Here is a 21948-nt window from a genome sequence, read left to right on the forward strand (position 1 = left end):
ATGAGAATGTCGCTAACGCGTGAATTAACTGGCAGATTTTGAACGCATTCCTGTATTACTTTAATGTAAAAAATAACAAAAAAGCGCCAATACAAATTGCACTGTCCGCTATATTAAACACCGGCCAATGGTAGTTTTTGTAATAAACGAGGATGAAATCGACCACGGCACCATGAATAAATCGATCAATCACATTACTAAAAGCACCGCCAATAATCATCGCCAAGCTCATTGCTTGCCATCTCGCCTTGAGGGCTGTCCGCCACATCCATATAAACAAGACAGTACACATGGTGAGGCTAAAGCCAGTAAAAAACCATCGGTGCCAATCGCCAGCACCACTTAGAAAGCTAAAAGCCGCGCCCGTATTGAAAGCAAGCATCCAACTTAACATGGGTATGACAGGCACAGAATTGTAGGGTGTTAAACTGGTTAACGCCCAATACTTAGTGAGTTGATCAAAGAAGATGACCAGGAACAACACTAGCAACGGTTGCCATCGACTCATACAAAAGACCTTATTTCATCAATGCCGGTAATGTTGTTGACACAACGATGACACAAATCAGGATGATCCGCATGACTCCCAACATCGGGTTGTCTGTGCCAGCAACGTGTGCACTTAGGGTCTTCTGAGGCATCAACGACAATGGCTAATTCCAAGTTTTCTGCTTGAAAGCTATGGTTTGGCGCTTCTTTGAAGGCTCGAATCTTAGCGTTGGAAGTGATAAGTAAAAACCGCAGTTCGTCTTCTAAGGATTCCAGCATCGAACGAATACCCTCCCCAGCATACAAGGTCACATTAGCCACTAACCCTGAACCAATCACACCTTCTTTTCGTTTCATTTCAAGCGCTCGATTCACTTCATCGCGTATCGGTTGCAATGTTGACCAAAATGCCATGTCGATCGAAGCAACATCTGGGAAAGCGTCATACCATTCATTTAAGAACACCGAGTCGTTTTTAACGCCAGGGATGTACTGCCATATCTCTTCCGCGGTAAAGGAAAGTACGGGTGCCAACCAGCGAGTCAAGGCATGAGCAATATGATACATTGCCGTTTGACAAGATCGCCGGGCCGCACTGTTTTTGGGTAAGGTGTATTGTCTATCTTTAATGATATCTAAATAAAAGCTACCCATATCGATGGAGCAGAAATGATGGACTTTTTGATAGATGACATGATAGTCAAACGTATCGTAGGCATCGATTACTTCCGCTTGAATTTGTTGAGCGCGCTTAATTGCCCATGCATCGAGCGCGACGAGTTGTTCCGCGGGTAAAGCATCTTTCTGAGGATCGAAATCAAACAGGTTTGCTAGTAGAAAACGAGCCGTGTTGCGGATGCGCCGGTAGGTGTCGCTGATACGTCGCATGATTTCATCTGATATGCTAACTTCTTGTTGAAAGTCAGCTGAACAAACCCATAAACGCAAGATGTCCGCACCATAGTCTGCGACCAGCGTGTCTAACGCGACATAATTTCCCTTCGATTTCGACAGTTTCTTTCCATCCGCATCGACAGTAAAGCCATGAGTTACGACGGTTTTATAAGGTGCTGAACCATTGATAGCAACAGCAGTGGTTAACGACGAATTAAACCAACCACGATATTGATCCGACCCCTCTAGATACACATCTGCGGGGTATCCCAACTCTTGGCGTTGCTTTAACACGGTATAATGGGACACACCCGAATCAAACCAAACATCCAAGGTATCGGTCATTTTTTCGTATTCACTTGCGTCTTTCCCCAATAATTCTTCGGGATTTAAATCAAACCATGCATCTATCCCATTAGTTTCAACTTTTTGGGCGACTTTTTCGATTAAATTAACAGTTTGGGGATGAAGTTCTCTGGTTTCACGATGAATGAACAATGGCATGGGGGTTCCCCATGATCTTTGGCGCGATATACACCAATCAGGTCTATTCTCAACCATTTTTGCCATTCGCTCTTTGCCCCATTCGGGTAACCATTGGACCCGATTAATTTCAGCTAAAATTTGCTCCCTCAAGCCATTTTTATCCATGGAAATAAACCACTGAGGCGTTGCTAGGAAGATAGTTGGGGTTTTATGACGCCAACAATGAGGATAGCTATGTAAAATCGATTGATGACTTAATAAAACTTCCTCATGCTGCAAACGCTCCAAGATGGGCTGTTGTGCTTTATTGATGTGTAGACCACCAAAAAGGGGGAGCGATTCCACAAAACAACCATTTTGCATGATCGGGTTATGAATCTCAATGTTGTATTGTACTGCGACAGCATAATCGTCTGGGCCATGTGCAGGGGCAGTATGGACACAGCCGGTTCCGGATTCAGTCGTCACATGTTCGCCTAACAAAACTGGCACTTTTTTATCAAACAATGGATGCTTGAGTGACATAGATTCCAAAACGTTACCTTGGCAGACAGCAACTTTTTCAAACGACTCAATGCCATATCGAGCCATTACGTCATCACATAAATCAGCACAGACAACGAAATAACATTGCTTCGTATCAACCAAAACATAGTCTAGTTTGGGATGAACACAAACAGCTTCGTTCGCAGGCAGGGTCCAAGGCGTGGTGGTCCAAATGGGAATAACCACTGGTTTTGTCGGTGAAGTATCGCCAAACCGTTTCAAAGCTTCGTTAGCATCAACGGCGATAAAAGCAACATCGATCGACGGTGATTGCTTATCATCGTATTCAACTTCCGCTTCAGCAAGCGCAGAGCCACATTCTATACACCAATGAACTGGCTTGAATCCTTGATGTAAATGACCATTTGCAATGATCTGTGCTAACGATCGTAAGATATCCGCTTCATAGCGGAAATCCATAGTCAGATACGGATGATTCCAATCACCAAACACACCAAGCCTTTTAAATTCATTGCGTTGTATATCAATTTGACTGGAGGCATATTCACGGCATTTTTCGCGAAACTCACTGACAGATAGTTTATGTCCCGCTTTTCCTACCTTCTTTTCCACATTTAACTCAATTGGCAGACCATGACAATCCCAGCCTGGCACAAATGGCGCACGATAACCGCTCATTACCTTTGATTTAACGGTGATATCTTTTAAAATTTTATTTAACGCATGACCACAATGGAGATGGCCATTTGCATAGGGAGGGCCATCATGCAAAACATATAATGGCTTTTGGGCTTGCTCTTTGCTCATCGCTTGGTAAAGCCCAGACGTATCCCAATCTTCTAATCGTTGCGGTTCCCGCTGACTAAGACTTGCCTTCATGGGAAACTCAGTTGTGGGGAGGTTAAGCGTGGATTTATAATCTGTCATTGCATATTACTCTTCATCTATCAAAGTTGTTAGGTTTGGCAAAATAGGCTTCACTTTCTTGTATATCTTGATGGATTTGGCGAATTAAGTCATCAACATTAGCAAATTTTATCTCATCTCGCCGTTTGTGTAAAAAAACAACTCGCAACCGTTCGCCATACAGCGACTGTTCAAAATGATGAAGGTGCACTTCCAAAAAAAAGGTAGTTCCATCAACGGTAGGCCGGTTGCCGATGTTCGCCACCCCAGCATGAGCTTGTCCATTCGAACGCATCACCCAAACATCAAACACGCCTTGAATCGGCATTCGGTTATGGCTTAATTTAATATTCGCTGTGGGTATTCCCCACTTTCGTCCTCGTTTATCACCATGCATGACGCGTCCTGATATCGCATAAGTCCTACCAAGCAACCGTTCAGCCGATTCAAAATCGCCTCGTTCCAAGGCTTGTCGAATATTAGTTGAGCTAACCCGATTTTTTTCAACGGTAAAATTATTAAAACAGTCAACCTCTGCATGGCAGAGCTTTGCTTGTCGTTGGAGTGTTTCATAATTTCCCTGACGCTGATATCCGAATCGAAAATCTTCGCCCGTTAAAAGGTATTTAATATTTAATGTGTTAAACAAAATACGCTTTGCAAAATCGTCTGCCGGTGTCAGCGCCATCTTTTTATCAAACTTCAAGCAGATTGCATAATCAATACCTAGCTGAGCAAGCTGACGCAGTTTTTCTCGGAGCGAATATAATCGAGCAGGAGCCTGTTCTCGCTGAAAATATTCAGCGGGTTGGGGTTCAAACAATATAACCGCCGTGGGTAGAAGGTGTTTCGCTGCCTGTAATTTCAATGCTTGAATTAATGCTTGATGGCCAAGATGAACGCCATCAAAATTGCCAATGGTTGCAGCAATGGGATTATCCTGAAAGTGTTGATGTTGAAACCCTCTGAATAACTGCATTAATTCCTTATCCCATTTTACTCTTCAAATGACATTAAATGACCTAATTTATCTTTTTTCGTTGCCAAATAGTCTCTGTTTTCTGTGGTCGCATATGCCGGTAAGTTTACTCTTTCTGCTACTTGAATACCATAATTTTGCAGTGCTTCCAACTTATTAGGGTTATTGGTGATTAACCTGACAACAGACAAGCCCAAATGCGTTAGAATTTGATAAGCAATTGCATAACTGCGATTATCGGCAGGCAAACCGAGCTTTAAATTTGCATCGACTGTATCATAGCCTTGATCTTGTAAGGCGTATGCCTTTAGTTTATTAGCAAGTCCAATCCCTCTTCCTTCTTGCCGCAAATAGATCAACACGCCCCCTTCTTCTCCGATTTGATTAAGCGCATGTTTTAGCTGAGAACCACAATCGCAGCGACACGAACCAAACACATCACCAGTGATGCATTCAGAATGTATACGAACAAGGGGTACTTTATTTCCATCTCTAGGCGGCTTAACTAAAGCAAAATGCTCCGATTGATCCAATTCATTATGAAATACTGTCATGGTAAAGTCGCCTAATCCCTTGATTGGGAGCCTGGCGGAGGAAGCTACCTCAATTAACCTTTCATGCGTAATACGATATTCAATCAGGTCTTTAATGGTGACCATCAGTAAGTTATGTTGCTCAGCAAAATCTACGAGCTGATCGCGCCGACTCATTGTGCCATCTTCATTAATGATTTCACAAATAACAGCGGCAGGCGTTAACCCTGCGAGTCTTGCTAAATCAACACTGCCTTCAGTTTGACCCTGTCTTGCAAGCACCCCTTTGGGATGAGCCTTTAGTGGGAATACATGGCCTGGGCTTATCACATCTTGTGGTCCCGAATTGGGATCGATAGCAACAGCAATTGTCCTGGCTCGATCTTGGGCTGAAATTCCCGTGGTGACGCCTTCGGCTGCCTCGATGGATACGGTAAAGGCTGTGCCAAAGGATGACTGGTTTTTGGAAGTCATCATGGGTAGATGCAGTTTTTCAATTAATCTTTCTGCCATTGAAAGACAAATGAGTCCTCGACCAAATCGAGACATAAAATTAATAGCTTGGGGGGTTGCATAATCAGCAGCAACAACCAAGTCTCCTTCATTTTCACGAGCTTCATCATCTAATAGGACAATCATTTGGCCTTTTTGCATTGCCTCAATTGCCGCGCTTATCGGCGAAAATGGGTTTGTCATACGCTTATTACCTCTTGTTCAATTAACCGCACCTGATGGGCGATAAGTCTTGCAAAATAATCAAATTCTATATTCACCGAATCGCCAACATGCAAACTTGAAAGATTCGTATACTTGAGCGTGTGGGGGATAATCATCACTTCAATAAAATCCCCTTCTGCTTTATTAATTGTTAAGCTAACTCCGTTGATAGCGATGCTTCCCTTAGGAAGCAAATACTGTGAGGCATGCTTATCCACAAATTGAGAAAATGCCATCACATGATAATCGCCCAGCATGTGACTGTTAACTAACGTGGCACAGGTATCGACATGACCGGTCACATAATGGCCACTAAACCGCCCATTCGCGGGCATTGCCCGCTCAAGGTTCACCCAATCTCCTTGCTTTAAACGCCGAAAACAAGTTTTATCTAACGTTTCGGGAGAAAGATCGAACAGCGCATGCGTATCACTGCTTAGTGCGGTTAAACAGGCACCATTGACACAAATGCTTTCACCTGGTTGAATATCAGGCCAACACGTATCGATGGTTAGACGGATGCCATTGTTTTTTTCAGCAATACTCAGTACTTGAGCCGTTTTTTCAACGATTCCGGTAAACACTTAATCTCCTATGCGGTAATTCATCAAGTTTTAGTCGCATTACAAAACCCGCTTTATTCGCAAGATTGTATCATTCAAGGTATACGAGCAATATCCATTCACGTCCCCCCAAATCCATTTACCCGTATGTCTACTATGGCAATGGAATTATCCTGATTTAACTACCAATCCAAACGAAGTATGGCATTATCATCCATTATCTGCCAATTCACGACGGGTTTTTCTTCGGTCCAATTAGGCATATCAGAAAAAGCTGATATGGCTTGATTGCCTAACACATGAGGCGAAACATATAAATACGTCGTTTGTACCAATTTATGCTGGTGCAAATAGGAAAACAACTTACCACCCGCTTCAACCCATACATCATGATACCCCTGCTCACCTATTAGACGAATAACCGCATCCATATCAAGCCCAAACTGGTTTTTGGGCACTGAGAAATGGTGCTTGGTGACAGCAGACGCAACCGTTGCCTCTGGCTGGTGAAATTGTAACACTATTTTTGCAGCTTGTATTGCTTTTGCTACTTTGGGTACGCTTAAATCGCTATCAACAACCGCTAATGGCTTACTGGTTTCCTTCTCGTTGATCCGAACATTAAGCAATGGATCATCGGCTAGAATGGTTGCGGCTGATGTCAGAATAATATCACTGCTATCACGATGAAGGTGCGTATGGGTGCGACATAATTCATTACTTAATTGAAAGGGTTGATTCCCTTTATTGGCAATTCGACCATCAAGGGATATTGCCATTTTAGCGGTAACCCAAGGACGATGATGGTGTGTCCAATAGTGGTAGCTTTGATAAAACTGATCGATTTCTGGCATTGGAAAATGAATAACTTCAATACCATTTTCCCTTAAAATTTTTGGTGTATCATTTTGTTTTACAACTGGGTTGGGATCAGCAAATCCATAGATGATCTGGCTCACGTTTCTCTCAATGATTTGCTTCACGCAGGGGGGAGTTCGACCCCAATGATTACAGGGCTCCAAGGTGACATATAAACGAACATCGCTTAAATCACCTTCAAGCTGATTTAATAAGTTGATCTCGGCATGGGGAGTGCCTGCACCTTGATGAGCAGCGCGTGCTAGAACATCCTGTCCTCTAACAGCAATAGCCCCTACGGATGGGTTGGGAGCGCAATACCCACGAAAACGCTTAGCCTCATCCAGTGCTTCGAGCATGAATGAACTGTGCATACATAAAATAGATGGAAAAATTGCTCACATACTAGCAAAATTTTCCTAGTCAGGATAGAGTTTTAATTGAAATAGCGACATGCAGGATAAAAACAAGCTTGAAAGAATAAGGGCTTCGCTTCGCTGGAAGGAGGCATCTTGAAAACAAAAGTAAATTTTTTTCCCATGCGAGGCAAATAGTGTACAATATTTATTTAACTTATTGAGAATACCTTGAACTGCTTCAATTTTCGTTCACTCATGGCGTGGTTTATTCTTTCAATTATGATTGCCTCGCCTGGTTATGGCTTAACAGCCTATACGAATAAAGAACTCGATGAGCTTGAAAAAGAATTTAGGCAACAAATTAATCAATCTAGCTTAGTGATACGCGAACCACTTGCCGTACAGTATATCAACCACCTAGGCAAACGACTGTTTAAAGACCAAGATGGCAAGCCCCCCTACTTTTTTATCGTTCAATCAAATGAGATAAACGCGTTTGCGGGACCAGGTGGACTCATTGGTATCAATACATCACTCATTTTAACGACAGAATCCGAATCGGAACTTGCCTCGGTGATGGCCCACGAAATGGCCCACGTTGAACAACATCACTTATATGCCATGCTTGAACACCAAAAGCAGATGCGCATCCCCATGCTGGCATCCATGCTAGCTTCCTTGGCATTAGGTGTTTTAAACCCTGTGTTGGGAGAAGGTGCTATGATGGCCTCGTTAACCGGATTAACACAAGATAGAATTAATTTTGTTCGTGCGAATGAAAAAGAGGCCGATCGCATCGGTATCAATTATTTAATCAAAGCAAATATTAATCCCCAAGGAATGATTCGCTTTTTTAAAAAAATGCAAGAAAACTCACGCTATTATTATACCGACAATATTCCCGCTATTTTGCGTACTCATCCACTGGATGAGGATAGAATAGCAGAAGCAGAAAATAGGGCGGGAACGACGAAAGGCAAAAAATTTAGTACAGATTTTAACTATTTTTATTTTCGGGAATTGATTCGCGTACTTTCAACCGAGGATAAATTCCGACTCAGTAAATATTATGCCAAGTCGTGCCAGCCCAAAATGGCTTGCGACTATGGCCAAGCCTTATTAGCAACCAAACAACGCCAATTTGAACAAGCAATGAAACAGCTTACCAAGCTTGATGAGCAAACCCCTGATAACATTTTTATCCAATTAGCCTTAGCTGAAAGCGAACAAAACAGCAAAGATAAACACTATGGCTTAACGTTGATGAAAACACTGTATGAAGATTATCCTGATAACTATGCCGTGATTGCAGCCTACGCAAAGCAGCTCATGTTACAAAATAATGCGAAGGAAGCAACGTCGGTCTTGGTGTCTGGGCAACGCCAATTTCCGCAGGATGTTGCGCTTTGTTATTTATTGGCGCGCGCAGAAAACCAAAACAAGCGATTAAGTTACGCCTACTTCACCCAAGCACAATGCTTTTTACTCGAAGGCAGACACCGAGATGCCTATTTTCAATTAAAAGAAGCGAATAAATACGATAAAAGCGATTCCTACATTCATTTAAGGATCAATGCATTAATTGGTGAGATAAAATTATTGGAGTCTACTTAGGTAACGTCCCTGACAACAAAATTATTTAAATATACCTGATAGAAATAAATCCGACCAATATTATTATTGGTCGGTAAGCAGATTATTTGCTTGAAGGCGAAAAGCAAGCATCAACCGCGCTAGCGATAGGATAAGTAATAAGCTGACTAATTGTCGAAACAAGTTTAATCGCCATTGCTAGCACAAATGTTGCTATTGTCAGGGGTAGTAAAACTGGGGAAAGCAGAATGCATAAGCCAGCCGCATAATTTGATCCATTGTGCTGCGCCACCACTTGCATTGCAAAATCTGCCGATTTATCACTGAATTGATTTGAATATTCTTTATAATTTCGCCTTGCACTGCTATTAGCAAAAATACTATAGGTTGCTGTATAAGGAAGATAGGCTAGTGAGTTTGATAAGGATGATACCCCATCATAAAAGTTATCTAAAAGACCAGTAGCAGACATAATTCTCTCCGATTGCTAAAAAAGAGATCAATTATACACATAATTACTCATTTGATCAATATTATGGCTTTATTTTGAAAAAGAATGTGACATTTCTAAATTGCTAAGACACCAAGCTGAATTATTATTGATTATTTATTCTTATTAGGGGCGATTAATATCTCTCAATCTTCAAGAAATAGTTGAATCATTGGAAAAATATCGCACCACTTTTTTATTATACTGCAGATATATGATGAGAATATCTCCCTAGTGATAAAGGCGTTATTAATACGTCAAGATGCAAGAAAAAAGGCTTTAAAGGTTTTTGAATAGAAGAAGTTGGTCGTAAGCCGGGTTCTGTCGAGGACAATCATTCATCTGGGATTGATATCACTATCAACCTCAAGCGACCTACCCAAGCCCCGCATGGGCCATGCGTTGGGAGATCCCAAGGGCTTCTATTTGGTCTTGCTCCAAGTGGGGTTTACCCTGCCACAACTGTTGCCAGTTGCGCGGTGCGCTCTTACCGCACCATTTCACCCTTACCATTGCTGGCGGTATATTTTCTGTGGCACTTTCCGTAGGTTCACACCTCCCAGGCGTTACCTGGCACTCTGCCCGATGGAGCCCGGACTTTCCTCCCTTCTAAAGTGAAGAGCGATTGTCTGACCAACTTCGTTTATAATTTTAGCAGAATGGTGAGATTAATGATATAACGATAAGCAGATAATTCTTATCAAACCACTTCTTTACTCTCATCGCGTATAATGGCTAAATTAAAGACATCGTGCAAGGCAACGATTGCTTGATCGACAAAGCGATTATCAATGACCACCGTGATTTTTAATTCAGAAGTCGTAATCATCTGAAGATTGATGCCAAGTTGATCCAAGGTACGGAATAACTGAGGTGCGATTTCAGGATGGCTTTTAAGCCCTGCTCCGACTACCGATACCTTCGCTAAATTTTCGATGCTACTAATTCGCGATAATCCGAGTTCTGATTGCATGGATTGCAATAACGCCATACTCGGACCATATTCATCTTGGTGAACGGTAAATATAAAATCCATTTCAGTATCACTGGTTGGATGCTGTAACAAGGTATCGGTGTTAACACCCTGTTCAGCCAATTTGCTCAATACGGTTGCAACCGCCGATTTTTCGGAAGGCAAACCGGATAATGTAATCTTTGCTTCATGACGGCTGTAAGCAATCCCTGTAACAGAAGGCGATTCCATTTTTTCTCGTTGGGCCATGGATATCAATGTGCCAGGTCCCGCCTCTTTAGAAGACAACACCCTTAAGGGCACTTTGTATTTACCTGCAAATTCCACCGAGCGAATTTGTAATACTTTGGCACCTAGGCTGGCTAATTCAAGCATTTCCTCAAAACTAATTTCTTCTAACCGTCTGGCATTTTTAACCACACGCGGATCGCAGGTGTATATGCCATCGACATCGGTGAATATTTGGCATTCATCCGCGTTAATGGCGGCTGCAATTGCAACAGCCGTCGTATCTGAACCGCCCCGTCCCAGAGTGGTGATATTGCCATCTTTATCAGCCCCTTGGAATCCTGCCACCACCACGACAAACCCTTCTTTTAAAGCCGATTCGATTGCTTGGCTATGGATGGTTTCGATCCGGGCTTTTTTATAAATTGCATTTGTTTCAATACCAGCCTGATACCCGGTCATCGATTTAGCAGGGATATTAATTGCCTGTAATGCCAAGGCCGTCAGCGCACTGGTAATTTGTTCGCCTGTTGAGACTAACGTGGCATATTCCCTGCCATCCGGATTGGGGCCATACGATTTGGCTAAGGCAATTAATTTATCGGTTTCGCCAGCCATTGCGGAAACAACAACCACCACTTGATGCCCTTCATGGTATGCTTTTGCAACGATAGAGGCCACTTTTTGAATATGGTCTGCCGAAGCAACGGAAGTTCCACCAAATTTTTGCACATATCGCGCCATATGTCGCCTTATTCTTACGTTTCAAAACTATGAAAAGTCTGCTAGGGATGTTCCTTCCCTGTTAGCGACTAACCTTTTGCTTTATCATGGTATCAACTTGAAGCAAGCGTTCATTCAGATCCGTTGGCAGCGGGCCTCCTCCTTGAGCTAATTCATCTCTTCCTCCTCCTTTACCGCATAGGATTTGGACTAACTCTTTGGCCGAAGGCATTCCCCCAATCAATGCTTTATCAACCGCTGCTATCACATTGATCTTATCATCTTCTATTTTGTATAGCATAATCACAGCATTCTGCATAGAGCTGCGCAACTGATCAACTAACTGTCGTAAGCCTTTACTATCAAGCTCTGGCATTTCTTTTACTAGTACCTGAGCTGTGCCAATTGAGACCGCTTCTTTGACCAAATCTTTACTTGATTGGCCCGCTAATTTATTTTTTAGATCCGCTATCTCTTTATTTGCCGCTTTCAAATCTTCCACTAATTGCGCTGTTTTTGCGACAACTTTCCCCACACCGGTTTTTAAAGTATCGGCAATACGTTGCATCATATCGAGTCGGCTGTTCAACCATCCCAAAGCATAGGCACCTGTTACCACTTCGATACGTCGTATACCGCTGGCAATACCAAACTCAGAAATTATTTTAAACACACCAATATCGCCAGTGCGATTCACATGGGTACCACCGCATAATTCTTTTGAGTAATCACCGACGCTGAGAACTCGAACTTTATCACCATATTTTTCACCAAATAAAGCCACAGCACCGGCTTTTTTTGCTGCATCCATACTCATCACATCGGTCGCCACAGGTATGTTGGCACGAATGACCTCATTCACAATATCTTCCACTTGTTGAATTTGTTCTGGTGAAAGTGCCTGGTGGTAAGAAAAATCAAAACGGGTGATGGTGTCGTTAACCAAAGACCCCTTTTGTTGAACAGACTCCCCTAAGCACTGTTTTAACGCTTCATGAACTAAATGGGTGGCCGTATGATTTAAGCGGATAGCATCGCGGCGCTGGGCATTCACCCGCGCTGAGACGGTATCTTTCATCGACAAAACACCGGATAGAACTTTTCCCTGATGGACAATTGCCTGGCCTATTTTTTGAGTGTCTTCCACCTCAAAAACGCCTTCATCACTCTCAATGGTGCCTTGATCGCCTATTTGCCCACCGCTCTCTGCATAAAAAGGCGTTGAATCCAAAACCACTAAACCACTTTCACCTTCTGATAATTGCAAAACCGGCTGATTATCCTTGGTTAAATAAGTAATTTTGGCTTGGATACTATCTGCATCATACCCATGAAAGGCACTTTCTTGCTCAATAACAGGCATGTCATGGTAGTCAATGGCAAACTGGCTTGCTGATTGGGATTGTTCCCGTTGCCTTGTCATGCAAGCATCAAATTCAGCCATATCCACCGTCATTTGATATTCGCGCGCAATATCAGCCGTTAAATCGACTGGAAAACCATAGGTATCATATAATTTAAAAGCAAGTTCGCCCGGAATAACTTTTCCCGATAGCTGACTAAGTTCTGCTTTTAGCAACGTTAACCCTTGCGAAATGGTATCTGCAAATTTCTCTTCTTCTTTTTTCAAAACGGTTTCTAACTGGGTTTGGCTATTGGCTAAATCTGGGTACGCGTCCCCCATGACATCTATTAACGGCTTCACTAACCGATAAAAAAATGGCAGTTCTAATCCCAATTGGTTTCCATGCCGAATAGCACGGCGAATGATACGCCGTAATACATAGCCTCGTCCCTCATTACTGGGAGTTACTCCGTCTTTGATTAAGAAGCAACATGAACGAATATGATCCGCAATAACCTTTAATGAGTTACTGTTTTTATCAATATCTGGCTTTAACGCAATGATCGATTCAATGAGTGTGGTAAATAGATCGATATGGTAATTATTATGAACTCCCTGTACGACAGCCGCTATGCGCTCTAACCCCATCCCCGTATCCACGGACGGCTTAGGCAATGGGTGCAATTTCCCATGTCGGTCACGGTTAAATTGCATGAACACTAAATTCCAAATTTCAACATATCGGTCGCCATCTTCCTCAGGACTTCCCGGAGGTCCTCCCGCTATTTCAGGGCCGTGATCGTAAAATATTTCTGTGCAAGGTCCACACGGCCCGGTATCTCCCATCGACCAGAAATTATCTTTTTCACCGCATCGGGAAAACCGTTGAGAAGACACTTTCATCTCGTTAAGCCAAATATCTTCCGCTTCTTTATCTTCATGGAACACAGTGATCCACAATCGCTCTGGCGGCAGCCCCAGCACTTTCGTTAAAAACTCCCAAGCATATTGAATCGCATCGCGCTTAAAATAATCACCGAAACTAAAATTACCCAGCATTTCAAAAAAGGTATGGTGCCTTGCTGTATAACCAACATTATCTAAATCGTTATGTTTTCCACCAGCCCGGACACAACATTGTGCGGTGACAGCACGGGTATAAGGGCGAGGCTCTAAACCAAGAAAGGTTTCTTTGAACTGCACCATGCCAGCATTGGTAAATAATAATGTTGGATCATTACCTGGAATCAGCGAACTTGAGGGAATCACTTGATGGTGGTGCTTTTGAAAATACTCAAAAAATGCTTGACGAATTTGTGCTGTATTCATGTTACGACTCATGTGTTAAAGAATAATGTTGCTTAGGGATATCCCCTGCTTTTAAGACTGTTTAGTCATTCTAATCTTCTTGATTTACAAAGCACGCTCTAATCACTTCGGCATCAAAGCCCCTGCTTTGCATAAAACGCATTTGCTTTTGGCGAGTCTTAAAATCGTTTATGTCGCTACCGGCATGCGCAAATTTCTTCCCATAAACCATTATCGCTTGTTCATACCAATCAATCGTCGATAAATGGTTCCTAATCAAGTCACTCGCGATTCCTTTTTGTTGCAACGCATGCCGTATTTTCAGAGGGCCATCGCCTTGGCCTACCCGATAGCGAGCATAGTGCTCAACAAATTGATCGTCGCTTTGGTACCCTTTTTGTTGGCATTGAATAATAGCTTGCTCTATTTCTGTATCCGAAAATCCTTGGCTTGCAAGTTTGATTTTAAGTTCATGGCAACTATGGGCACGGCGAGCAAGCAGTTGAACTGCTTGCTCAAACGCTTTACTCATCAACCATCTCAGCTACTTGAGCAGGCTCCGCGACTCGTTTAGGGAGCAATTCTGAGCGAATTTTTTGCTCTAACTGTGTTGCAATCTCAGGATGTTCTTTGAGATACAAGCGAACATTATCTTTCCCTTGACCAATTTTTTCACCTTGGTAACTGTACCAAGCGCCTGACTTATCAATTAGGCCAAGATCCGTGCCTAAAGTGATAATTTCTCCTTCACGAGATATCCCCTCACCATAGAGAATATCAAAATCCGTCTGTTTGAAAGGAGGAGCGACTTTGTTCTTCACGACTTTGACCCGTGTTTCACTACCAAGGACTTCTTCGCCTTTTTTAATCGCGCCAACACGGCGGATATCCAAACGCACGGAGGCATAGAATTTCAACGCATTACCACCCGTGGTTGTTTCTGGGTTACCAAACATAACCCCAATTTTCATGCGAATTTGGTTAATGAAGATAACTAATGTATTGGAACGCTTGATGTTAGCGGTTAATTTTCGCAATGCTTGAGACATTAAGCGCGCTTGCAGCCCAACATGCGAATCGCCCATATCCCCTTCAATCTCTGCTTTCGGTGTCAATGCAGCAACAGAGTCAATGATAATCACATCAACTGCCGCAGAACGGACAAGCATATCTGTAATTTCTAGCGCTTGTTCGCCTGTATCGGGTTGTGAAACTAACAGCTCATCAACATTCACCCCGAGCTTCTCTGCATAGCTTGGATCCAGGGCATGTTCAGCATCGACAAACGCCGCCGTCCCACCCATTTTTTGACACTCAGCAATCACCTGAAGTGTTAACGTTGTTTTACCGGAGGATTCGGGACCATAAATTTCAACCACACGACCTTTAGGCAATCCGCCAATTCCCAATGCAATATCTAATCCTAACGAGCCGGTTGAGATGGCACCAATATCTCGCACGACCGAGCTATCGCCCATACGCATCACAGAACCTTTACCAAATTGACGCTCAATTTGAGCTAAGGCTGCATCTAAGGCTTTTTGTTTATTATCTTCCATTGTTTTACCCGTTATCATTGTTTAGTAAACATGAATTATCACACAGATAAACATAGTCAACAAGCGTGGCCGTGAAATCGGACCAAACAGTGATCATGCGATAAACTGTTCTGCCATGGTTAATGCATATAAGCAAGATTGCGCACGAATTGTCTGTCGGTCTTTACCATCAAAATAGTGCGTTTTGGAAACGCTTTTGTCCTTGCTTGCAATAGCAAAGCAAACCGTTCCAACCGGTTTGCTTGGGGTACCGCCTGAAGGGCCTGCAATACCCGTAACGGCAACGGCAATATGAGCCTGACTTTGTAGAAGAGCACCCTCAGCCATTGCCAATGCCACGGGCTCACTGACAGCACCTTGTGTCGCTAAGAGGTCTGGACTCACATCTAACTGATTAATTTTTGAAGCATTACTATAAGTCACAAACCCACAGTCAAACCAATCTGAGCTTCCTGCAAGCTCCGTTAGCCACATCGCTAGTTGACCGCCTGTACAAGATTCAGCAGTACAAATCAATTTCTGCTGAGTCGTTAACAATGCTGTGACACGTTTTAACTTTAACTGAATTTGTTCGATTAATTGTGTTGCTGCCACCAATAACTCCTTCTTCTTAACCCAAAGATCAATCTTGTAAATCTATCCCCAAGCAATCCTGTATTTATTGATTATACCGGTGCTCATAAAAAATGCGAGATTATAATCTTTGTTTTTAGCCATTTTTATGTTACAATGTACATATTTAATACAGCATTTGGCACATCATGATTGTTAGACGTATTGCTCCCCATCGCTTTTCCCACCTGAGTAGTCTCCTCTATGAGTGTTGTTAATTCTCAAACCACCTTAATTTTGATTTAACGTATATTTTTGGGAATTCGACAAATGCAATACACAACAAAACTTTTAAAAACATGGCTTCAATCAAACTTGTTTATTTATGGCCTTATGATAAGTCTTGGCTTATTTGTTGGCTATTATGAGATTTACATACTTGATCCAATTGGTCATGCAGTTGCCGATATCTTTGTTCGCTTATTTAAGTTAATCAGTTTGCCAATTATTTCTTTATCAATCATCGTCACCGTATCGAAATGCCAACCCGATGGTTCGATTAAACGAATATGGCGCCGTATGCTGTTTTACACATTTACCACCACAGCTGTCGCAGCGCTAGTTAGTTTTTTTCTTTATGTACTCATACAGCCCCAATCAATCAACACCAGCCAGATTGATACACAGACTTTGACAGGCCAAGCCTTTCATTACAGTCAATATCTCTATGATATTTTTCCATCCAATTTCCTGGATCCTTTTTTAAATAACAAAGTAATGGGTGCTATTTTCTTAAGCCTTATTGTTGGTTTTGCGCTGCCTCAAATCCCTGATAAACAAGCACGGGATGCTGTCTTTCAATTCTTCAATGGTGTGCACAAACTATTGATGGTATTAACGCAATGGCTGATTCGTTTAATTCCACTCGCATTATTCGGATTTATGACCACAACAATCCATCAGCTTCATGCGGGTAAAGCGATGACTGGCTTATTCCAATATTTATTAGTCATCGTTGGGGCAAACCTCATACAAGGGCTTATCATTCTACCATTATGGCTTCGTGCCAAGGGGTTAAAACCGTTCATCGCGATGAAGAAAATGATGCCTGCGTTATCGTTAGCATTTTTTTCTAAATCGTCCGTTGGCAGCCTACCGGTAACCATGGATACCATCGAAAAGAACTGGGGCGTTCGCACGTCAACAAGCCGCATGCTACTCCCGCTTTGCACCAGCCTTAATATGAATGGTTGTGCTGCGTTTATTTTTACCACAGTCATGTTTGTCATGCATTGCCAAGGTGTCGATTTTTCATTGCTTACCATGCTGTTGTGGGTTTTTATTGCAACCATTGCTGCAATTGGCAATGCTGGGGTACCAATGGGCTGCTTTTTCTTAAGCGCGAGTTTGCTTTCTGGCATGAACATGTCCATCGAATTAATGTCTGTGATACTCCCCTTTTATGCATTAATTGATATGCTTGAAACAGCGCTGAATGTATGGTCCGATGCTTGTGTGACGAAAGTGGTCGATCATGGGATTGACGCACAAAAGGTAGACCTTGGATTAGATGAAGCGATACCACTCGCAGCGCAAAGAGCCAGTGTTTAGCGCAGGATGCTCTAGGGACAGCAAATCGCCGTTAAGACAAGAGCTCTAGGCATATTTGATAATACATCGTGGCTAAACATTCTAGCTCGGATAAATCACACCACTCATTGACTTGATGAATGCTTGCATTGACCGGTCCGAGTTCGACTACCTCGACACCATAGGGTGCGATAAAACGGCCATCCGAGGTACCACCGCTGGTACTTAATTCAGGCTTGCGGTTTGTTTTGGCCTGAATAGCCTTGACTGTGGCTTCAATTAGCGGCCCTCTTTTTGTTAAAAAGGGCTCACCATTTACCCGCCATTCAATGGTTACAGGCACCGTATGCTGATGAAAGATCGCTTCGGTTTGTTGCTGTAAACCAATCGCTGTTTGTTCGGTTGAAAAGCGAAAATTAAATTGCATCTGTAACTCACCCGGAATGATATTGCTCGCATGCCCCCCACTATCAATATGCGTTATTTGCAGGGTGGTTGGTGGGAAAAAATCATTCCCTGCATCCCATTGATATTGACAGAATTGTGCGAGTGCCGGTGCTATTTGGTGAATCGGGTTTAGTGCTAAATGGGGGTAAGCCACATGCCCTTGCTTTCCATGTAATGTCAGCTTACCCGTCAACGAGCCGCGTCGTCCAATTTTAATAACATCACCCACTGTTTTGGAGCTTGATGGTTCGCCAACCACGCAATAATCAATCGATACCCCTTTATTAGTCAACTCAGACATGACATGAGGCGTGCCATGCTCAAATAAATCACCTTCTTCCCCTGACGTGATTAAAAACCCAAGCCTTCCTTTAAATTGCTGTTGGTGTTCTGCATACCACTTAGCCATTAGTAGCATGGCAGCAATGCTGCCTTTCATGTCGGCCACCCCTCTCCCATATAATTTGCCCCCTACTTCTGTCAAATCAAACGGGTCTGTATGCCATTTATGATGATCGCCAACCGATACGACATCCGAATGGCCAGCAAAAACTAACAAGGGGCCATTTTCACCCAGATACGCAAAAAAATTAGACACTGGCGGATTATCATATTGCTGGCAATGAAATCCTAGCGAGCGAAAATAGTCCATCATCCACGTTTGACAACCAGCATCATCGGGGGTGATTGACGGAAAACTGATGAGCTTGGCTAAAATATCACGAAGTTCCATTTAAAACGGCCCTCTGAGTAAGTCATTAATACTGACTTTTGACCGTGTCTTAGCATCGACTTGTTTGACAATAACAGCGCAATAGAGGCTATATTGTCCATCGTCAGAAGGAAGGTTACCAGGCACCACGACCGAGCCAGCGGGCACACGACCATAGCTAATTTCCCCAGTCATGCGATTATAAATTCGGGTACTTTGCCCAATATAGACACCCATTGATAATACCGATCCCTCTTCAACTATCACGCCTTCAACCACTTCTGAACGTGCACCAATAAAACAATTGTCTTCAATGATAGTTGGCGCGGCTTGTAACGGCTCTAAAACCCCACCGATTCCAGCCCCACCCGAAAGATGAACGTTTTTTCCAATTTGGGCACACGAGCCTACTGTCGCCCAGGTGTCAACCATGACCCCTTCATCAATATACGCACCAATATTGACATACGAAGGCATTAATACCGTGTTTTTGGCGACATAGGCACCTTTCCTAACCACCGCATGAGGAACCACTCTGACCCCATGGGTTTGAAAATCCTCCCCAGTAAAATCCTGATATTTCAACGGCACCTTATCATAGAAATGGGTGAATTTCCCGTCAATGACTGTATTATTCTGTAATCGAAAAGACAGTAACACTGCCTTTTTTACCCATTCATTGACATGCCAACTTCCCTGTTTCTTTTCAGCAACCCGAATGTCACCTTTATCCAATCCCTCTATCACGCTTTGCACGGCCTGTTTAACATCATTACTGGCATTCGTTGGTGTTAAATTTTCACAATGATCAAAAGCTGATTCGATCAACGGTTGGTAATTCATAATTTTCTCATCATTAAGGGTTCATCGATAAAAGTAACTGATCTTTGTCATGCCATTGTTTGTTTAGCCACTCACGAAAGGATTGTTGCAAATTAGCATCATTGACTAGCCTATCGGTTAAGAATTCCTTCGGAATCTGAATTTTACGAATCGTCACATGAATCGCATCAATTCTTCGACAGAGGAAATCCCATAATGAACAACGCCTGCTACTATAATGGATAGTCACATCGATTAAACTGTTTATTTTTTCTCCCATGGCGGAAATGGCATAGCTAATCCCACCGGCTTTGGGTTTAAGTAAATTGTGATAGGGGGATTGTTGAATGCCCTTTTTTATCTCAGTAAAACGAGTTCCTTCAACAAAATTAATGATGGAGGTAGGCCGGTAACGAAACAGTCGCATGGCTTTTTGCGTTCTTTTGATGTCTTTACCTTTTTTATGAGGATGCTTTAAAAGCTGCTCTTTAGAATACCGTTTCATAAAAGGACAACCCATCGCCCACCAAGCAAACCCCATCAAGGGCACCCATTTTAATTGGTCTTTAATAAAAAATTTTAAGACAGGGATTTTCCGATTAAACACCTTTTGCAAAACAACGATATCCATCCAACTCTGATGATTGGCAACAATTAAATACCAATCCTTTTTATTTAAACTGTCGAGACCATCAATTCGCCACTTGGTTTTTTGTGTCCGATTAATAAAGAAATTATTAACACCAGACCAAAACATGACCACACGGTCAACCAATCTTGCACAAAAACTTTGCCATGGGGTATAAGGTATTAACTTAAATAAGCCAATAAATAAAATGGGTATGAATGCCAACATCGTTGACATGCATAACAACAAAATCTGCAATACGCCCAATAATGGTCTCCCTCGCTTACTCTTATCCTTCATGCATCGCTCCTAACGCTTGTTCTAAGTCGGCTATCAAATCATCCTTATGCTCAATACCTACTGATAATCTAACAAAACTATCGGCAATTCCAGCTGCTTCTCGCATTTCTTTTGGAATAGCGGCATGGGTCATAATGGCGGGATGCTCAATGAGACTCTCAACCCCACCCAAGCTTTCAGCTAAGGTGAAAACGTGACAGGCTGAAAGAAAACGACAAGTCTGTGCTTCATTTCCCTTAAGAACGCAACTGATCATGCCTCCAAAATCTCGCATTTGCGCTTTAGCAAGCGCATGCTGGGGGTGAGAAGCTAATCCGGGATAAATGACTTTTTCAACCTTGTCATGACCAGACAAATATTCAGCTACAGCCATTGCATTATCGCAATGCTGTCTCATACGTAACGATAAAGTTTTCAAGCTTCTCAAAACGAGGTAGCTATCAAAAGGCCCTAATATGCCACCTGCTGAGTTTTGTAAAAATGCAATTTTATCGGACAATCCCGCATTGGCAGTAATGATCAAACCCGCGACCACATCCGAATGACCATTAATATATTTAGTGGCTGAGTGAACAACGATATCAAATCCAAAGGATAAGGGGTTTTGTAAGTAAGGGGTTGCAAACGTGTTATCCGCTACCGCTAACAACTGATATTTCTTCGCCAGAAAACTGATCTTTTTTAAATCGACTAGCTTCAGCATGGGATTTGAGGGTGATTCAATCCATATCATCTTAGTCTTGTCTGTTATCGCTGCTTCAATTGCTGATAAATCAGTCATATCCACAAACGAAAAGGATAATTGGCTGGTGTTTTGTTTGACTTTACTAAATAATCGGTGAGTACCGCCGTATAAATCATCCATAGCAATGACGTGAGACCCTGCTGGGAGCAGATCGATAGCGGTATTCACAGCGGCCATGCCCGATGCAAACGCAAAACCTCGATGGCCCTGCTCTAAGTCAGCAATGCATTCTTCCAATGCGTGTCGGGTTGGATTTTGTGTTCGAGAATATTCATAGCCAGTATGCTGACCAGGCGCTGATTGGCGATAAGTCGAAGTAGCGAAGATGGGGGTCATCACCGCTCCAGTCACTGGTTCTGCTGATTGCCCAGCATGAATTTGTCGAGTATCAAAATGCATTTTACGCATGCGCACCTCTGCAAGTATCATTATAGTGGTGTTATTGTAAAGGTGGGAGCAACAACGCGCAACCAGAAAATGGAAAGCAACTTTATATGGGAAAAGGTTGCAATCAAAAATAACTTAAGATAACATGCGAGACCATGCAGGAGAGATGGCAGAGCGGTTGAATGCGGCGGTCTTGAAAACCGTTGAAGGGTAACCCCCTTCCCAGGGTTCGAATCCCTGTCTCTCCGCCAACAT

At 42.7% G+C, this 21948-nt stretch carries 18 protein-coding genes, 1 tRNA gene and 1 other RNA gene; 3 read left to right on the forward strand and 17 right to left on the reverse strand.

The window, feature by feature from the left end; genetic code table 11:
• Nucleotides 1–55 precede the first annotated feature (55 nt).
• From lspA to ribD, 6 genes are all read right to left on the reverse strand, one after another.
• On the reverse strand, nucleotides 56–508 hold the full coding sequence (gene lspA / locus AB3348_RS02305; RefSeq protein ID WP_367605942.1) for a signal peptidase II: 453 nt from the start codon (nucleotides 506–508) through the stop codon (nucleotides 56–58).
• On the reverse strand, nucleotides 505–3303 hold the full coding sequence (gene ileS / locus AB3348_RS02310; RefSeq protein ID WP_367605943.1) for an isoleucine--tRNA ligase: 2799 nt from the start codon (nucleotides 3301–3303) through the stop codon (nucleotides 505–507). The genes lspA and ileS overlap by 4 nt, the downstream gene beginning before the upstream one ends.
• Nucleotides 3304–3316: 13 nt before the next feature.
• Nucleotides 3317–4261, reverse strand: coding sequence for a bifunctional riboflavin kinase/FAD synthetase (ribF, locus tag AB3348_RS02315; protein ID WP_367605944.1), 945 nt, complete (start codon nucleotides 4259–4261; stop codon nucleotides 3317–3319).
• A 17-nt stretch (nucleotides 4262–4278) separates the two neighbouring features.
• The gene (gene ribB / locus AB3348_RS02320) at nucleotides 4279–5490 is read right to left on the reverse strand and encodes a 3,4-dihydroxy-2-butanone-4-phosphate synthase (protein ID WP_367605945.1); all 1212 of its coding nucleotides are present in this window, start codon (nucleotides 5488–5490) and stop codon (nucleotides 4279–4281) included.
• The gene (locus tag AB3348_RS02325; RefSeq protein ID WP_367605946.1) at nucleotides 5487–6095 is read right to left on the reverse strand and encodes a riboflavin synthase; all 609 of its coding nucleotides are present in this window, start codon (nucleotides 6093–6095) and stop codon (nucleotides 5487–5489) included. Before AB3348_RS02325 ends, ribB begins: the two co-directional genes overlap by 4 nt.
• Before the next feature lie 161 nt (nucleotides 6096–6256).
• Nucleotides 6257–7306: a bifunctional diaminohydroxyphosphoribosylaminopyrimidine deaminase/5-amino-6-(5-phosphoribosylamino)uracil reductase RibD gene (ribD, locus tag AB3348_RS02330; protein WP_367605947.1), complete on the reverse strand. Its 1050-nt coding sequence runs from the start codon at nucleotides 7304–7306 to the stop codon at nucleotides 6257–6259.
• 240 nt (nucleotides 7307–7546) lie between these two features.
• Here ribD and AB3348_RS02335 point away from each other — a divergent pair, with 240 nt between their 5' ends.
• A complete protein-coding gene (locus AB3348_RS02335) occupies nucleotides 7547–8905 on the forward strand; it encodes a M48 family metalloprotease (RefSeq protein WP_367605948.1) in 1359 nt (452 codons plus the stop codon).
• An 82-nt stretch (nucleotides 8906–8987) separates the two neighbouring features.
• Here the strand turns inward: AB3348_RS02335 and AB3348_RS02340 are convergent, their stop codons facing one another.
• From AB3348_RS02340 to AB3348_RS02370, 7 genes are all read right to left on the reverse strand, one after another.
• On the reverse strand, nucleotides 8988–9356 hold the full coding sequence (locus AB3348_RS02340) for a hypothetical protein (RefSeq protein ID WP_367605949.1): 369 nt from the start codon (nucleotides 9354–9356) through the stop codon (nucleotides 8988–8990).
• Nucleotides 9357–9669: 313 nt separating this feature from the next.
• Nucleotides 9670–10015, reverse strand: an RNA gene (rnpB, locus tag AB3348_RS02345) — RNase P RNA component class A.
• Between the two features lie 59 nt (nucleotides 10016–10074).
• A complete protein-coding gene (locus tag AB3348_RS02350) occupies nucleotides 10075–11319 on the reverse strand; it encodes an aspartate kinase (protein ID WP_367605950.1) in 1245 nt (414 codons plus the stop codon).
• 61 nt (nucleotides 11320–11380) lie between these two features.
• On the reverse strand, nucleotides 11381–13972 hold the full coding sequence (gene alaS / locus AB3348_RS02355; protein ID WP_367605951.1) for an alanine--tRNA ligase: 2592 nt from the start codon (nucleotides 13970–13972) through the stop codon (nucleotides 11381–11383).
• A gap of 70 nt (nucleotides 13973–14042) precedes the next feature.
• Nucleotides 14043–14483 carry a regulatory protein RecX gene (locus tag AB3348_RS02360; RefSeq protein WP_367605952.1) on the reverse strand — a complete coding sequence of 147 codons (441 nt, stop codon included), beginning with the start codon at nucleotides 14481–14483 and terminating at the stop codon, nucleotides 14043–14045.
• Entirely contained in the window at nucleotides 14476–15510 is a 1035-nt protein-coding gene (recA, locus tag AB3348_RS02365) for a recombinase RecA (RefSeq protein WP_367605953.1), read from the reverse strand. The genes AB3348_RS02360 and recA overlap by 8 nt, the downstream gene beginning before the upstream one ends.
• A 93-nt stretch (nucleotides 15511–15603) precedes the next feature.
• On the reverse strand, nucleotides 15604–16077 hold the full coding sequence (locus AB3348_RS02370) for a CinA family protein (protein ID WP_367606194.1): 474 nt from the start codon (nucleotides 16075–16077) through the stop codon (nucleotides 15604–15606).
• Nucleotides 16078–16392: 315 nt separating this feature from the next.
• Here AB3348_RS02370 and AB3348_RS02375 point away from each other — a divergent pair, with 315 nt between their 5' ends.
• Nucleotides 16393–17673, forward strand: a complete 1281-nt coding sequence (locus AB3348_RS02375) for a dicarboxylate/amino acid:cation symporter (protein ID WP_367605954.1) — start codon at nucleotides 16393–16395, stop codon at nucleotides 17671–17673.
• A gap of 31 nt (nucleotides 17674–17704) precedes the next feature.
• On the opposite strand, the gene dapE is transcribed toward AB3348_RS02375, so the two are convergent.
• Genes dapE through AB3348_RS02395 form a run of 4 tightly spaced genes read right to left on the reverse strand, consistent with a single transcriptional unit; the run spans nucleotide 17705 to nucleotide 21714 of the window.
• Nucleotides 17705–18832, reverse strand: coding sequence for a succinyl-diaminopimelate desuccinylase (gene dapE, locus AB3348_RS02380; RefSeq protein WP_367605955.1), 1128 nt, complete (start codon nucleotides 18830–18832; stop codon nucleotides 17705–17707).
• A complete protein-coding gene (dapD, locus tag AB3348_RS02385) occupies nucleotides 18833–19654 on the reverse strand; it encodes a 2,3,4,5-tetrahydropyridine-2,6-dicarboxylate N-succinyltransferase (protein ID WP_367605956.1) in 822 nt (273 codons plus the stop codon). It abuts the gene before it with no gap.
• A gap of 13 nt (nucleotides 19655–19667) precedes the next feature.
• On the reverse strand, nucleotides 19668–20561 hold the full coding sequence (locus tag AB3348_RS02390) for an acyltransferase (RefSeq protein ID WP_367605957.1): 894 nt from the start codon (nucleotides 20559–20561) through the stop codon (nucleotides 19668–19670).
• Nucleotides 20551–21714, reverse strand: a complete 1164-nt coding sequence (locus AB3348_RS02395; RefSeq protein WP_367606195.1) for a PLP-dependent aspartate aminotransferase family protein — start codon at nucleotides 21712–21714, stop codon at nucleotides 20551–20553. The genes AB3348_RS02390 and AB3348_RS02395 overlap by 11 nt, the downstream gene beginning before the upstream one ends.
• A gap of 139 nt (nucleotides 21715–21853) precedes the next feature.
• On the opposite strand from AB3348_RS02395, the gene AB3348_RS02400 reads away from it, so the two are divergent.
• Nucleotides 21854–21944 (forward strand) — tRNA-Ser (locus tag AB3348_RS02400).
• Nucleotides 21945–21948 lie beyond the last annotated feature (4 nt).

The sequence above is a fragment of the Legionella sp. W05-934-2 genome (assembly GCF_964199965.1).
Lineage (GTDB): Bacteria > Pseudomonadota > Gammaproteobacteria > Legionellales > Legionellaceae > JAFIFT01.

What these genes read in the sequence shown, in the direction of transcription:
- ribD (WP_367605947.1), bottom strand. Translation starts at nt 7,306, where the DNA reads ATGCACAGTTCATTCATGCTCGAAGCACTGGATGAGGCTAAGCGTTTT.
- dapE (WP_367605955.1), bottom strand. Translation starts at nt 18,832, where the DNA reads ATGGAACTTCGTGATATTTTAGCCAAGCTCATCAGTTTTCCGTCAATC.
- ribB (WP_367605945.1), bottom strand. Translation starts at nt 5,490, where the DNA reads ATGACAAACCCATTTTCGCCGATAAGCGCGGCAATTGAGGCAATGCAA.
- AB3348_RS02390 (WP_367605957.1), bottom strand. Translation starts at nt 20,561, where the DNA reads ATGAAGGATAAGAGTAAGCGAGGGAGACCATTATTGGGCGTATTGCAG.
- ileS (WP_367605943.1), bottom strand. Translation starts at nt 3,303, where the DNA reads ATGACAGATTATAAATCCACGCTTAACCTCCCCACAACTGAGTTTCCC.
- dapD (WP_367605956.1), bottom strand. Translation starts at nt 19,654, where the DNA reads ATGAATTACCAACCGTTGATCGAATCAGCTTTTGATCATTGTGAAAAT.
- AB3348_RS02335 (WP_367605948.1), top strand. Translation starts at nt 7,547, where the DNA reads ATGGCGTGGTTTATTCTTTCAATTATGATTGCCTCGCCTGGTTATGGC.
- AB3348_RS02375 (WP_367605954.1), top strand. Translation starts at nt 16,393, where the DNA reads ATGCAATACACAACAAAACTTTTAAAAACATGGCTTCAATCAAACTTG.
- AB3348_RS02350 (WP_367605950.1), bottom strand. Translation starts at nt 11,319, where the DNA reads ATGGCGCGATATGTGCAAAAATTTGGTGGAACTTCCGTTGCTTCGGCA.
- AB3348_RS02395 (WP_367606195.1), bottom strand. Translation starts at nt 21,714, where the DNA reads ATGCGTAAAATGCATTTTGATACTCGACAAATTCATGCTGGGCAATCA.
- AB3348_RS02340 (WP_367605949.1), bottom strand. Translation starts at nt 9,356, where the DNA reads ATGTCTGCTACTGGTCTTTTAGATAACTTTTATGATGGGGTATCATCC.
- lspA (WP_367605942.1), bottom strand. Translation starts at nt 508, where the DNA reads ATGAGTCGATGGCAACCGTTGCTAGTGTTGTTCCTGGTCATCTTCTTT.
- ribF (WP_367605944.1), bottom strand. Translation starts at nt 4,261, where the DNA reads ATGCAGTTATTCAGAGGGTTTCAACATCAACACTTTCAGGATAATCCC.
- recA (WP_367605953.1), bottom strand. Translation starts at nt 15,510, where the DNA reads ATGGAAGATAATAAACAAAAAGCCTTAGATGCAGCCTTAGCTCAAATT.
- AB3348_RS02360 (WP_367605952.1), bottom strand. Translation starts at nt 14,483, where the DNA reads ATGAGTAAAGCGTTTGAGCAAGCAGTTCAACTGCTTGCTCGCCGTGCC.
- alaS (WP_367605951.1), bottom strand. Translation starts at nt 13,972, where the DNA reads ATGAATACAGCACAAATTCGTCAAGCATTTTTTGAGTATTTTCAAAAG.